This window comes from Variovorax robiniae (assembly GCF_037889955.1).
Classification (GTDB): Bacteria; Pseudomonadota; Gammaproteobacteria; order Burkholderiales; family Burkholderiaceae_C; genus Variovorax; species Variovorax robiniae.
Genome location: NZ_JBBKZS010000001.1, coordinates 732,122 through 745,639, shown reverse-complemented (window position 1 = coordinate 745,639; position 13,518 = coordinate 732,122). Strand labels below are relative to the sequence as shown.

11 protein-coding genes are annotated in these 13,518 nt (G+C 66.0%); 6 read left to right on the top strand and 5 right to left on the bottom strand.

Features of this window, described 5'->3' with window-relative positions; genetic code table 11:
• Positions 1-60: 60 nt before the first annotated feature.
• Positions 61-2,355: an Orn/Lys/Arg family decarboxylase gene (locus WKW79_RS03225; protein WP_340333646.1), complete on the top strand. Its 2,295-nt coding sequence runs from the start codon at positions 61-63 to the stop codon at positions 2,353-2,355.
• Positions 2,356-2,382: 27 nt separating this feature from the next.
• Here WKW79_RS03225 and WKW79_RS03220 read toward each other — a convergent pair whose 3' ends face one another.
• The 4 genes from WKW79_RS03220 to WKW79_RS03205 form a co-directional block, all read right to left on the bottom strand.
• Entirely contained in the window at positions 2,383-4,188 is a 1,806-nt protein-coding gene (locus tag WKW79_RS03220) for a M12 family metallo-peptidase (protein WP_340333645.1), read from the bottom strand.
• 283 nt (positions 4,189-4,471) lie between these two features.
• Positions 4,472-5,341 carry an EamA family transporter gene (locus WKW79_RS03215; protein ID WP_340333644.1) on the bottom strand — a complete coding sequence of 290 codons (870 nt, stop codon included), beginning with the start codon at positions 5,339-5,341 and terminating at the stop codon, positions 4,472-4,474.
• Positions 5,338-5,892: a phosphonate degradation HD-domain oxygenase gene (locus WKW79_RS03210; RefSeq protein ID WP_340333643.1), complete on the bottom strand. Its 555-nt coding sequence runs from the start codon at positions 5,890-5,892 to the stop codon at positions 5,338-5,340. Before WKW79_RS03210 ends, WKW79_RS03215 begins: the two co-directional genes overlap by 4 nt.
• Before the next feature lie 2 nt (positions 5,893-5,894).
• On the bottom strand, positions 5,895-6,629 hold the full coding sequence (locus WKW79_RS03205; protein ID WP_340333642.1) for a phosphonate utilization associated transcriptional regulator: 735 nt from the start codon (positions 6,627-6,629) through the stop codon (positions 5,895-5,897).
• Between the two features lie 156 nt (positions 6,630-6,785).
• Here WKW79_RS03205 and WKW79_RS03200 point away from each other — a divergent pair, with 156 nt between their 5' ends.
• From WKW79_RS03200 to phnX, 5 genes are read left to right on the top strand one after another with little or no spacing between them, the layout of a single operon-like run.
• Positions 6,786-7,820 carry a putative 2-aminoethylphosphonate ABC transporter substrate-binding protein gene (locus tag WKW79_RS03200; RefSeq protein ID WP_340333641.1) on the top strand — a complete coding sequence of 345 codons (1,035 nt, stop codon included), beginning with the start codon at positions 6,786-6,788 and terminating at the stop codon, positions 7,818-7,820.
• A gap of 16 nt (positions 7,821-7,836) precedes the next feature.
• On the top strand, positions 7,837-8,931 hold the full coding sequence (locus WKW79_RS03195) for a putative 2-aminoethylphosphonate ABC transporter ATP-binding protein (protein ID WP_340333848.1): 1,095 nt from the start codon (positions 7,837-7,839) through the stop codon (positions 8,929-8,931).
• 2 nt (positions 8,932-8,933) lie between these two features.
• Positions 8,934-10,643 carry a putative 2-aminoethylphosphonate ABC transporter permease subunit gene (locus WKW79_RS03190; RefSeq protein WP_340333640.1) on the top strand — a complete coding sequence of 570 codons (1,710 nt, stop codon included), beginning with the start codon at positions 8,934-8,936 and terminating at the stop codon, positions 10,641-10,643.
• Between the two features lie 15 nt (positions 10,644-10,658).
• Positions 10,659-11,783: a TIGR03364 family FAD-dependent oxidoreductase gene (locus WKW79_RS03185; RefSeq protein ID WP_340333639.1), complete on the top strand. Its 1,125-nt coding sequence runs from the start codon at positions 10,659-10,661 to the stop codon at positions 11,781-11,783.
• 29 nt (positions 11,784-11,812) lie between these two features.
• Positions 11,813-12,625 (top strand): phosphonoacetaldehyde hydrolase, encoded by an 813-nt coding sequence (gene phnX / locus WKW79_RS03180; protein ID WP_340333638.1) that lies wholly within the window; start codon positions 11,813-11,815, stop codon positions 12,623-12,625.
• A gap of 3 nt (positions 12,626-12,628) precedes the next feature.
• On the opposite strand, the gene WKW79_RS03175 is transcribed toward phnX, so the two are convergent.
• Entirely contained in the window at positions 12,629-13,477 is an 849-nt protein-coding gene (locus WKW79_RS03175) for a DNA ligase (RefSeq protein WP_340333637.1), read from the bottom strand.
• Between the last annotated feature and the right edge of the window lie 41 nt (positions 13,478-13,518).

Below are 13,518 nucleotides of genomic sequence, written 5' to 3'. Positions count from 1 at the left end.
AGATGGTGGACATTGGAATTCCTTACACTTCGCGCCTCTTTTCCCCATCCGGGCACGCCCATGAAATTCCGTTTTCCCATCGTCATCATCGACGAGGACTTCCGCGCCGAGAACACCTCGGGCCTTGGCATCCGCGCGCTCGCACAAGCCATAGAGAGCGAAGGATTTGAAGTCCTCGGCGTCACCAGCTACGGCGACCTGAGCCAGTTCGCCCAGCAGCAGAGCCGTGCCAGCGCCTTCATCCTGTCGATCGACGACGAGGAGTTCACGCCCGGCCCGGACCTCGACCCCGCCGTGCTCAACCTGCGCAGCTTCATCGACCAGGTGCGCCGCAAGAACGCCGAGGTGCCGATCTACATCTACGGCGAGACGCGCACCTCGCGCCACCTGCCCAACGACATCCTGCGCGAACTGCACGGCTTCATCCACATGTTCGAGGACACGCCGGAGTTCGTGGCGCGCCACATCATCCGCGAGGCCAAGAGCTACCTGGAGGGCGTGCAGCCGCCGTTCTTCAAGGCCCTGATCGACTACGCGGAAGACGGCTCCTATTCCTGGCACTGCCCCGGCCACTCCGGCGGCGTGGCCTTCCTGAAGAGCCCGGTCGGCCAGATGTTCCACCAGTTCTTCGGCGAGAACATGCTGCGCGCCGACGTCTGCAATGCCGTGGAAGAACTCGGCCAGCTGCTCGACCACACCGGCCCGGTGGCCGCGAGCGAGCGCAATGCGGCGCGCATCTTCAATGCCGACCACTGCTTCTTCGTCACCAACGGCACCAGCACCAGCAACAAGATGGTGTGGCATCACACGGTCGCGCCGGACGACGTGGTGGTGGTGGACCGCAACTGCCACAAGTCGATCCTGCACGCGATCATCATGACGGGCGCCATTCCAGTCTTCATGAAGCCCACGCGCAACCACTTCGGCATCATCGGCCCGATCCCCAAGAGCGAGTTCGAGCCCAGCGCCATCAAGGCCAAGATCAAGGCCAACCCGCTATTGGCCGGTGTCGATGCCGACAAGGTCAAGCCACGCGTGATGACGCTCACGCAGTCGACCTACGACGGCGTGATCTACAACACCGAGACCATCAAGGGCATGCTCGACGGCTACGTCGACACGCTGCACTTCGATGAGGCCTGGCTGCCGCATGCGGCCTTCCATCCGTTCTACGGCGCCTACCACGCGATGGGCAAGCGCCGCGTGCGGCCGAAGGAGTCGCTGGTGTTCGCGACGCAATCGACTCACAAGCTGCTGGCCGGCATCAGCCAGGCCAGCCACGTGCTGGTGCAGGACTCGCAGAACCGCGCGCTGGACCGCGACCTGTTCAACGAGGCCTACCTGATGCACTCGTCGACCAGCCCGCAGTACGCCATCATCGCGAGCTGCGACGTGGCCGCCGCCATGATGGAGCCGCCCGGCGGCACCGCGCTGGTGGAGGAGTCCATCCTCGAGGCGCTGGACTTCCGCCGCGCCATGCGCAAGGTCGAGGACGAATTCGGCAAGGACGAATGGTGGTTCAAGGTCTGGGGCCCGGAGAAGCTGGTCGAGGAAGGCATCGGCCGTGCCGAGGACTGGGTCATGAAGGGCGAGGGCAGCAGCGACAAGAAGACCAAGAGCTCGGCCCGCAACTGGCACGGCTTCGGCAAGCTGGCGGACGGCTTCAACATGCTCGACCCGATCAAGTCGACCATCGTCACGCCGGGCCTGGACTTGCAGGGCAAGTTCGCCGAGACCGGCATCCCGGCCAGCGTGGTGACCAAGTTCCTCGCGGAGCACGGCGTGATAGTGGAGAAGACCGGCCTCTACAGCTTCTTCATCATGTTCACCATCGGCATCACCAAGGGCCGCTGGAACACCTTGCTTACGGCCTTGCAGCAGTTCAAGGACGACTACGCCCGCAACCAGCCGATGTGGCGCATCCTGCCGGAGTTCTGCCAGCAGCATCCCGGCTACGAGCGCCTGGGCCTGCGCGACCTGTGCAACCACATCCACAAGCTCTATGCACGCTATGACGTGGCACGGCTCACGACGGAGATGTACCTGAGCGACCTCACGCCCGCGATGAAGCCGAGCGACGCCTATGCCCACATCGCACACCGCAAGACAGAGCGCGTGGAGATCGACCAGCTCGAAGGCCGCATCACGACCAGCCTGATCACGCCGTACCCGCCGGGCATTCCGCTCCTGATCCCGGGCGAGGTGTTCAACAAGAAGATCGTGGACTACCTCAAGTTCGCACGCGAGTTCAACACCGAATGCCCGGGCTTCGAGACCGACATCCACGGGCTCGTGGCCAAGGTCGACGAGACCGGCAGGAAGCGGTACTACGCGGACTGCGTGCGGGCCGACTGAAGCCCCTGGCGCCGATGAGGGTCGGCGTCATTTCAGCAGCTTGAACCGGCTTTCGTTCAGCACGCGCGCGTTGTTCCGGGTCGGCGTTCCCATGGGGACGCCGTCGTAATAGATGTCGGGGTTTGACCAGTAGTTCACACGCTTCGCGGGGGTGCCGGCCTCGATGGTGCTCCATGTGCCCTGGTTGTAGCCATAGGCGTAGCTGCCTTCCTTGGGCGTTGCGGTGTCATGGTTCGCGCCGAGGTTGTGGCCCATCTCGTGGGTCGTCGTGGTGCCGTTCGTGAGGCACGCTCCCCAGACCACGCTGTAGGCCCCGGCGCTGGAGGCGACCCCGGTGTACGCCAGGCCGCAATACGAGTTGTTGGTGGCCCACATCTGCACGATGTTGGCCTTGGTTGCGGCCTTCTGCGCATCGACCCCCTTGAGCTTTCCGTCGTCCTTGTAGCGAAGGTTGTGGAGCATGGTGCTGTAGTCCTTGTCCTCGACATAGTCGGGATCCACCCAGGTGCCGGCCAGTTCCAACTTGATCTTGACCTTGCTATTCACGAAGCTCTGGTTCGCCAGTGCAACGGCCAGCTGGGCCTGGGCCTGGAGGTCGGAGACGTATTTCTGCATGGCGTCCTTGGTGGCGACGATCAGGACGCGCAGGGTCGTGGTGTCGTCCACGGAAGGAGCGGGTGCGGGAGCTGGCGCCGGTGGTGGCGGTGGCGGTGGTGGTGGTGGGGGCGGAGGAGGGACTGGCGCCGGGGCGGGCGCAGGCGCTGCGCCGCAGTCGCCCAACAGCTGCCAGACGCCATATGCGCCGGACGCGGTCGGGTCATCGCCCTGAGTCCACCACTTGTTCTCATAGTTCTTGCCTTTCCAGCTGACGCGCGTGCCCGCTGTGGCATAGACCGAGCCTGACGACCAGCCGGGGCCGCACGATGACGACGAGGGGGCCGGTGCGGGCGCAGGTGATGGCGCTGGCGCGGGCGGTGGAGGTGGAGGTGGAGGTGGAGGTGGAGGTGGAGGTGGAGGTGGAGGTGGAGGTGGAGGTGGAGGTGGAACGGGTGCAGGCGCCGGAGCGGGCGCTGGCGAAGGAGCAGGTGCAGGAGCAGGTGCAGGAGCAGGTGCCCCTGCTCCGCACGCCCCGACCGCACTCCACACCCCCCACTGCCCGCTCTGTGACGGGTCGTCCCCCTGCGTCCACCACTTGTTCTCGTAGTTCTGCCCGTTCAGGCTGGCGCGCTTGCCGGCGACGTCATAGACCTGCCCGGCGCTCCATGCCGGTGCGCACGGCGGACCTGCGGCTGCGCCCGCCGCAGCGACCGTTTCAGGCGGCGAGGGCACGGCGTCGTTGTTGTCGGTGGGGAACTTCTCGAGGTCGACCTCGACGAGGGCATGCCCACCGCCAGCCAGCGGCATGATGCTGAACAGCTGCCCGTTGTAGCGCACCGAGCCCGCGATGTTGTTGCCATTGCGCACGATGGTGACGGCGTTGGCATCATCCGTCGGCGCTTCCGAAGACGAACGCGTTCGCCTCGGAGAAAAGTTGCCGCGCCAGACCTGCGTTCCATCCCGCAGCGTTTCGAATCCTTCCTTCAGCGCAATGCGCCCCGCCCCCGAGGGCAGGTCGATGGCAATGGACTGCGAGGCGTCCGACACGATCGCCGGATTGGGATTGATCACCGCGAAGCTGCGCGTGGTGGGCAGGCGCGCGACCGGATCGTTGCTGCGGGCGTCTCGCTGTGCCGGCTGGACCGTGAACAAGCCAGTGCCCTGGGCCTGGGCGGAGCCGACATGGCCGATGCCGGTGCCGACCAGCGCAAGAAGAACGGCTGACTGACGATTCATCATCTCAATCCCCCGCGTTTCTGATTCGAGGGCGAACTTGTACATCCGCAGCGCACATGGATGACCGACCCCGTCGAACGAAAGAGTTCCTGCTCGGTATCAGGTCGGGCGGCACGGTGACAGTTGAAACCGGGAGTTCCTGTCCATCATGAGAAAGTACTCATGCGCGAGGCGGAAATTGACGATTCCGGTTGCATTGATGCGGCACGAATAGCGCACGCGACAAGGCGCGATGTCAGGCAGGCCTATTGCCGCCGGGCAGGCCGCCTGACAGGGCGCGGCCCTAACCGAGGCGCAAGGCCATCACCCCGGCGGCAATGACCACGGTCCCGATGGCGCGCTGCCAGCCGAAGGTCTCGCGCAGGAAAAAAGTGCCGATCAGTGCGGCGAACAGCACCGAGGTCTCGCGAAGCGCGGCGACGACCGCCACCGGCGCGCGGGTCATCGCCCACAGGGCTACGCCATAGCTGCCGAGCGAGGCCGCCGTGCCGACAAAGGCAATCGGCCAACGGCCCTTCATGTAGTTCAGCGCCGCAACGCGTTGGCCCGGGCGGCGCCAGAGCACCAGCAGCATGTAGGGAATGCCGTCGAAGACGAACAGGCCCGCGACATAGGCCACCGCATTGCCCGAGACGCGCACGCCGATGCCGTCGACCACGGTGTAGACGGCGATGATTGCGGCATTGGCCAGCGCGAAGCCGATCGCCTTGCCGCGATGCGATATGCCATCGGGCGCCGGCGTCGATCGCGACAGCCCCAGTGTGAACACGCCGACGCTCAGCACGCCCACGCCGATCCATGCGGTCGTCGAGATGCGCTCCCCGATGAAGGCCAGGCTGCCGAGCGCCACCAGCAGCGGCGCGCAGCCGCGCATCAGCGGATAGGTCAGGCCCAGGTCGCCATGCTTGTAGGCGCCCGCCAGCGCGATGTAGTAGCCGAGGTGAATTGCGAGCGAGGCGGCCATGTAGGGCCATGCGGCGCGCTCCGGCAGGCCGGTGTGCATCAGCAGCGGAATCGCGACGAAGATGCCGAGGCTGTGGACCAGCGCGGTGTCCAGTGCCTTGTCGCGGCCGGCCTTGATGAAGGCATTCCAGGCGGCATGCAGCAGCGCGCCGAAGAGCACGGCCAGGACGATCGGTCCGGTCAGCGTCACGCGGCGGCCAGCATGCAGCTTCTTGCGCGTGCCAGGTAGTGCGCGAGCGGCGGGGTCTGGAGATCGGGCGACTTGGCCAGGTCGTCCCACAGGCGCACCTGCACGGCATCGGCCGCATGTTCGCGGGCGATGAACTCGTGCGCCCGTTCGACGCTGAAGATGCCGCCCTGCAGTTCAAGACTGCGTTTCGAATCGGCGGACAGTGCCTGCCAGTAGTCGGGTCGCGTCGCGCAGAGGTAGCGCTTGGCATCGACATGCCACTGGATGGCGCCCAGCACGCGCGCGCCGAACACGCCGCGCAGGAACGGCAGGGCGAAGTACTGGTGCAAGTCGTCGATGCCGCGCAGCGTCGGCGATTCACCCTGGTCGTTGAGCAGGTGGCCGAGGTCGTGCAGGAGGGCGGCCGTCACGAGTTCATCGTCGGCGCCGGCCTGCTCGGCGAGCCAGGCGGTCTGCAATGCGTGCTCGAGTTGCGTCACCGGTTCCCCGCTGTACTGCGCCGCGCCGCAGCGGGCGAACAAGGCTTCGATGTCTGCCAACGACAACGCCATGCTCAGGCCTCCAGGGCCGCGGCGGACCCCGAGAGATGCGCCTTGGCCTCCGCCGCCTTCTTCTGCGCGTAGTTGCGCTGGGTGCGTTCGCGGCTGTTCATCACGTGCTGGTACATCGCCTGGCCCGCTGCCTCAGGGTCGCCGCCGGCGATGGCCTTGACGATCTGCCGATGCTCGCGCGCATAGACCGCCATCGATTCGCTGGTGAGGTTCTGGCGCCGGAACAGGGAAAGTTCGTTGACCAGCTTGCGGTAGGTCGCGGTGAGCTTGGCATTGCCGGCTAGCTCCAGCAGGCGGTCGTGGAACTTGAGGTTGTAGTGGTGGAAGTCGTGGGCGTTGTCCGCTTTCACGGCCTGGTCCATCGCGTCGGCCAACTGGCGCAGTTCCTTCACCTGGGTGGTCGCCAGGCCCTGCGCCAGCTTGCGGCCGACGTAGAGGTCCATCACCGCCCGCACTTCGAAGATCTCCAGCGCCTCCTCGATCGGCACGTCGCGCACGAACACGCCGCGGTTCTTGATGGTGGTGACCAGGCCCGCTTCCTCCAGCATGCGGAAGGCCTCGCGCACCGGTCCGCGCGAGACGCCGATCTGCTCGGCCAGCGTGGATTCGGTGAGCTTCGCGCCGGAGGGCAGGTCGCCGTCCAGGATCATGCGTTCGATTTCCGCTTGCACCAAGGTGGCGAGCGAGGTGCACTGAAGCTGTGCGATGGCTGGGTTGCTGGAGATCTTCTTGACCATGATGGATCGTAGGTTGCCCATCGCAGATTGTCTACGATCTACAAACAACAATAGACAATATCTTGCGGCAGGCCCCGATTTTGCTAGGCGTATGTGTCACGAGCGTGTCTTTTCGCGCCGGCACAGTTGCTTTTTTTTCGAACCAGGAGTGGGCAGATGAAATTCGCAAGATCGATGGTGGCCGGCGTGATCGGCCTGGCGTGTGTGGCGGGTGCCTGGGCGCAGAAGACCCAGCTCGTGGTCTACACCGCGCTGGAGACCGACCAGCTGAAGGCCTACCAGGAAGCCTTCAACAAGGTCAACCCGGACATCGACATCAAGTGGGTGCGCGACTCGACCGGCGTGATCACGGCCAAGCTGCTGGCCGAGAAGGCCAATCCGCAAGCCGACGTGATCTGGGGCGTGGCGGCATCGAGCCTGGCACTGTTCGAGCGCAACGGCATGCTGGAGCCCTATGCACCTCTGAACCTCGACGCGATCATGCCGCAGTACCGTGACAAGAAATCGCCGCCGGCCTGGTGGGGCATGGACGTGTTCGGCGCCGTGGTGTGCGTCAACACCGTCGAGGCCAAGAAGAAGAACATCCCGATCCCGACGACGTGGAAGGACCTGACCAAGCCCGAGTTCAAGGGCCAGGTCGTGATGCCCAACCCGGCCTCGTCCGGGACTGGCTATTTCGACGTGGTGGCGTGGCTCCAGATGTGGGGCGACGACAACGGCAAGGGCGGCGGCTGGAAGTACATGGACGCGCTGCACGAGAACATCGGCCAGTACACGCACTCGGGCTCCAAGCCCTGCAACATGGCGGCGGCCGGCGAATACGTCGCGGGCATTTCCTTCGAATACCGCGGCTACACCAACAAGGCCAAGGGTGCGCCGATCGAGTTGGTGTTCCCCAAGGAAGGCCTGGGCTGGGACCTGGAGGGCTATGCGATCTACAAGGGCACGAAGAAGCTGGAAGCCGCGAAGAAGCTGGCCGACTGGGCTTCGTCGAAGGACGCCATGCTCCTCTACGGCAAGAACTTCGCGATCACGGCGCAGCCGGGCGTGGCGCCCAAGCTGCCGAACATTCCGGACGACTACGAGGCGCGCCTGATCAAGCTCAACTTCGACCAGGCCGCCGCCGGCCGGGACCGCACGCTGGCCGAATGGACGAAGCGTTACGACGCCAAGAGCGAGCCGAAGAAGTGAGATTGCCCGCAGCGTGATTGACGACGACAACTACCTCGAACTCCGGGGCATCAAGAAAAGCTTCGGCGCCTTCGTGGCGCTGGACGACGTCCACCTGTCGATCCGGCGCGGCGAGTTCGTCTGCTTCCTCGGCCCCTCGGGCTGCGGCAAGACGACGCTGCTGCGGATCATCGCGGGCCTGGAGATGCAGTCGGCGGGCCGCATCCGGCAGGCCGGCCGCGACATCTCGGTGCTCCCGCCGGCCGGGCGCGATTACGGGATCATGTTCCAGTCCTACGCGCTGTTCCCCAACCTCACGGTGGCGCAGAACGTGGCCTATGGGCTGGTCAACCGCAAGCAGAAGCGCTCGCTGATCGCGCCGCGCGTGGAGGAGTTGCTGCAGCTTGTCGGCCTCCCGGGCAGCGGCGGCAAGTACCCGGCGCAGATGTCGGGCGGGCAACAGCAACGCATCGCGCTGGCGCGGGCGCTGGCGACTTCGCCGGGGTTGCTGCTGCTCGATGAACCGTTGTCGGCGCTGGACGCGATCGTGCGGGTGCACTTGCGGAACGAGATCCGCGAATTGCAGCGCAAGCTCGGCGTGACGACCGTCATGGTCACGCACGACCAGGAAGAGGCGTTGTCGGTGGCCGACCGCATCGTGGTGATGAACCAGGGTGTGATCGAGCAGGTCGGCACGCCGATGGAGGTCTACCGCGAGCCGGCCTCGCCCTTCGTCGCTGACTTCGTGGGCAAGGTGAACCGGCTCGAGGCGGTGGCGGAGGGCGATCGCTGGTTCCGCTGCGGCGAGATGCGGGTGCAATGCCAGCCCGCCAACGGCGCCGACTTCAGGCCGGGGCGCGAGGTCGCGCTCTACCTGCGACCGGAAGACCGCGTGATCGACGGCGTGCGCGACGATGATCCGATGCGCTGCGTCGGCACGGTGCGGCATGTGGAGTTCCTGGGTGGCAACTGCCTGGCGGAAGTGGCGGTCGATGCCATTCCGGGGCAGCCGTTGCAACTGCAGTTCTCGTTGAACCAGATGGACGAATTCGGCGTGCGCGAGGGGGCGCAACTGAACTTCGCGCTGCGCGCCGACCGGCTGCGCGTGTTCCCCGTGCCTGTGGGGCGTTGAGCATGGTCGCTGCCGTCTGGAAGGCTGCGCCGCCGAAGCAGTTGGTGAACTGGCCGGACAGGCTGGCCAATGTCGCACTGCTGGGCACGGTCGCCCTGTTGTGCATCGGGCTGGTCGCGCCGCTGCTGCTGATCCTGGGGAAGGTGCTCGATGCACCCGAGGGCGGAACGGGCCTCGACGCCTTTGCCGCGTACCTCGCGTCGCCCGCGCTGCTGCAGAGCCTGTGGCACAGCGTGCAGGTGTCGGTGCTGGTGACGCTCATCGTCGTGCCGCTGGCCTTCGCCTTCGCCTATGCGCTCACACGAAGCTGCATGCCGGCCAAGCCGTTGTTCCGTGCGATCACGCTGCTGCCGCTGCTGGCGCCGTCGTTGCTGTCGGCCATCTCGCTGATCTACTGGTTTGGCAACCAGGGCATCGCGAAGGAGCTGTGGTTGATGCTCGGCTTCAAGGGCATCTATGGTGCGTCGGGCATCGTGCTGGCCGAATGCTTCGCGACCTTTCCGCATGTGTTGATGATCCTGGTGACGGCCCTGTCGCTGGCCGATGCGCGGCTGTACGAGGCGGCCAACGCGCTGGGCACCAGCACGCTGCGCAAGTTCTTCACCATCACGCTGCCGGGCGCCAAGTACGGGTTGATCTCTGCGGCGCTGGTGTGCTTCACGCTGGTCATCACCGACTTCGGCATTCCCAAGGTGGTCGGCGGCAACTTCAACGTGCTGGCGACCGATGTGTTCAAGCTGGTGATCGGCCAGCAGGACTTCCAGCGTGGCGCGGTGGTGGCTCTGCTGCTCTTGACGCCGGCGGCGTTGACCTTCGGCATCGACTACCTGGTGCAGCGCAAGCAGACCGCGATGTTGACCGCGCGGGCCGTGCCGCTGGTGCCCCGGCGCTCGCCGGGCTTCGATGCGGCGATGAGCATCTATTGCGTACTGATCGTCGGGCTGATGCTGGCGATGTTCTTCATGGCCGTGTTCGCCTCCTTCGCGACCCTGTGGCCTTACAACCTCAAGCCCAGCTTCGTTCACTACATCTCCGGGCTGGTCGACGCGGAGTTGGGCGACGCGATGCTCAACAGCCTCGAGCTGTCCGCTTGCACGGCCGTGATCGGTACCGCGGTGGTGTTCGCCGGTGCCTACCTGCTGGAGAAGACGCGCGGCCTGGACTGGGTGCGGCCGATCATCCGCCTCATGGGGATGCTGCCGATGGCCGTGCCAGGGCTGGTGCTGGGCCTGGGCTACATCTTCTTCTTCAACGCGCCGGTCAACCCGCTGAACTTCCTGTACCACACGATGCCGCTGATGGTGTTGTGCACGATCGTCCACTTCTACACCACCGGGCACCTGACCGTGGTGACGGCGCTCAAGGCCATCGATGCGGAGTTCGAGGCAGTGTCGGCTTCGCTTAAGGTGCCGTTCTACAAGACCTTCTGGCGCGTGACCCTGCCGATCTGCCTGCCGACGCTGATCGATGTGTCGCGCTATTTCTTCATCAACGCGATGACGACGATCTCGGCGGTCGTGTTCCTCTACTCGCCGGACACCAAGCTGGCCTCCGTCGCGATCCTGAACCTCGACGAGGCCGGCGACACCGGGCCCGCGGCGGCCATGGCTGTGCTGATTGCCGCGACCTCTGCGGTGGTCACGTTGCTCTACATGCTGCTCGGCAAATGGATCGACCGCCGCACGCAGGCCTGGCGCGCCCCCGCCCGATGACGAATTCCTGAACCCATGGCATCCAACGATTCATTCGACCTCATCGTGGTCGGCGCCGGCATCGTCGGCCTGGCGCATGCCTACACGGCTGCGAAGCGCGGCCTGCGCGTTTGCGTGGTCGAGCGCGACGCGGCCTGCGTGGGCGCATCCATCCGCAACTTCGGTTTCATCACCGTGACAGGGCAGGGCGCTGGCGACACCTGGCGCCGGGCGCGGCGTGCGCGTGCCGTCTGGGGCGAGGTCGCGCCGCTGGCTGGCATCGCCACCCTGCATCGCGGGCTGTACCTCAGCGCCTTCCGGCCACAGGCGCTCAAGGTGCTGGAGGACTTCATGACCACCGAGATGGGCGTGGGTTGCGAACTGCTCGACGTGGACGAGGCCGCACGCCGCGCGCCGGCGTTGAAGCTGGATGGCGCACAGGCCGTTCTCTACAGCCCGTACGAGATGCGCGTCGAATCGCGCACCGCTATCGGGTTGCTCGCACGCTGGCTGGCGGAGACCTATGGCGTGGTCTTCCGCTTCAGCGAGGCTGTGCTGGAAGTCGCGACGCCGCGCGTTCGCACGTCGCGCGGCGTGCTCCACGGCACGCGCGTCGCCGTCTGCACCAACACCGATCTCAACGGCCTGTTCGCCGAGCGCCTCTTGCCCCACAACCTGCGCTTGTGCCAGCTGCACATGCTGCGCGTGCAGCCGGAGCCCGGCTTCAAGCTGCCCGGCTCCGTGATGAGCGACCTGAGCCTGGTGCGCTATCACGGCTACAGCAAGCTGCCGTCCGCCGCGCCGCTGCTCGAACAGATCCGCCGCGAGGAGGGCGAATCGCTGGACAACGGCATCCACCTGATCGTCGTGCAAAGCGCGGATGGCTCGCTGGTCGTCGGCGACTCGCACCATTACAGCGCCGCACCGGAGCCTTTCGCCGACCAGCGCGTCGACGAGCTCATCCTCGACCACCTGCACATGGCGCTGCGCCTGAAGCAGGCCAAGGTGACCGAACGCTGGGTCGGCACCTACCCTTCGTCGGCCACTACCGACTGCCTCATCGACAAACCCGACGAAGCCACCCGCATGGTGCTCGTCACGAGTGGCACCGGCGCGAGCACGGCCTTCGGCATTGCCGAAGACGTGTTCGCGGGCTGGTAATCCTTCCTTCCCCGAGAAAGCCAAGAGACATGCAACATCCCACCGCCCTTAACGCCGTCGTCTTCGACTGGGCCGGCACCATCATCGACTTCGGCTCCTGCGCGCCCATGGGCGCGTTCGTGCGCCTGTTCGAGAAGTTCGACATCGACCTCACCATTGCCGAGGCACGTGGCCCGATGGGCATGGCCAAGTGGGACCACATCAAGGCGCTTGGCACCTTGCCGCGCATCGCCGCGCAATGGCAGGGGGTGCACGGCAAGGCCTTCACCGATGCCGACGTCGACCATCTCTACGAAGTCTTCACGCCGATGAGCGCCGTGGCCGCCGTCGAATACGCGGACTTCATTCCCGGTGCGGTCGAGACGGTCAACGCGATCCGCGCTCGCGGCCTGAAGGTCGGCTCGACCACTGGCTACAACCGCGAAATCATGGCCGGTGTCACACCCATCGCGGCGGCCGGCGGCTACGTCCCGGACAACCTCGTCTGCGCCGGCGACCTGGCTGCAGGCCGCCCTTCGCCGCTGGGCATGTACCGCACCTTCGCCGACATCGGCGTGTGGCCGCCGGCCAGCGTGGTCAAGGTCGACGACACCGGCTACGGCATCGAGGAAGGCGTGAACGCCGGCACCTGGGCCGTGGGCCTGTCGGTCAGCGGCAACGAGATGGGGCTGTCGCTGGCGGAATGGCAGGCGCTCGATGCGGCACAGCAAGACACGCTGCGCCAGGGCGCCACGGCCAGGCTCAAGGCAGCGGGAGCGCACTACGTGATCGATTCCGTGGCCGACCTGCTGCCGGTGCTCGACGAGATCGAATTGAAGCTGAAGCAGGGCGCGAAGCCCTGAGGCTCAAGTCGGCGCGTCGCCCCGCACGCGCATGAAGCGCGCGAAGCGGGGCAGGCCGCTGGGGTTGGTGCCGTTGTAGCGGTAGGTGACCCAGGCACCGATCGGCGGGGGGGCTTCGCGCTCGGCATCGGTGAAGCCACCGCCCAGCTTGAAGCGCTGCCCCTCGGGCGTCTCCACCAGCAGGGCGCCGAGCCGGCCCGCGTGCTTGCCCTTGCCAGGCACGACGCCGACCACGCGCGCATCCGCGTCGTCGAAGGGCTTGAACTTCAGGAGGTCGCTGGTGCGTTCACCGCGATAGAGGGACGTGCCCTTGTGCAGCATCAGGCCTTCGCCGCCGAGCTTGAGGGTCTTCTCGAGCAAGGCCTGCAACTCGGCCTCCGTCGTCGCACGTTGCTGGGCCACCGGCACCACCCACGGCGCCGTCGTGACCGGCAGCAACCTGCGCAAGGCGACGAGACGGGCATTGAAATCCCCCGGCTGCATCGGCAGGTCGAACACCATGAAGCGCATCTCGCGCCAAGCCGCGTCATTGGGCGTCTGGCTGCGCACCGTGGAGACGGCCAGGTTGAACTTGCCATGGCCGGCCCAGAGCTCGCCGTCCATCGGCGTGCTCGGCATCGTTGCGGTGAACCAGGCCGGCGCCACGATCGGTTCGCCGTTGCGGGTCCAGAACTGCTTGCCGTCCCAATAGCCGCGCACGCCGTCGAACTTCTCGCTGACCCAATAGCCATCGAGCGACATGCCGTGCCGATAGACCTCGGCCAGCATCACGGGCCGCGGCGCTGCAAACGTTGGCGCGCGAAGCCCCAATGCCAGCGCGCCCAAGGCGACAAAATTTCGCCGATTCAACAACATACTTCCCCTTGGATACGCAGGCCGCTTGCGCCCTCTTG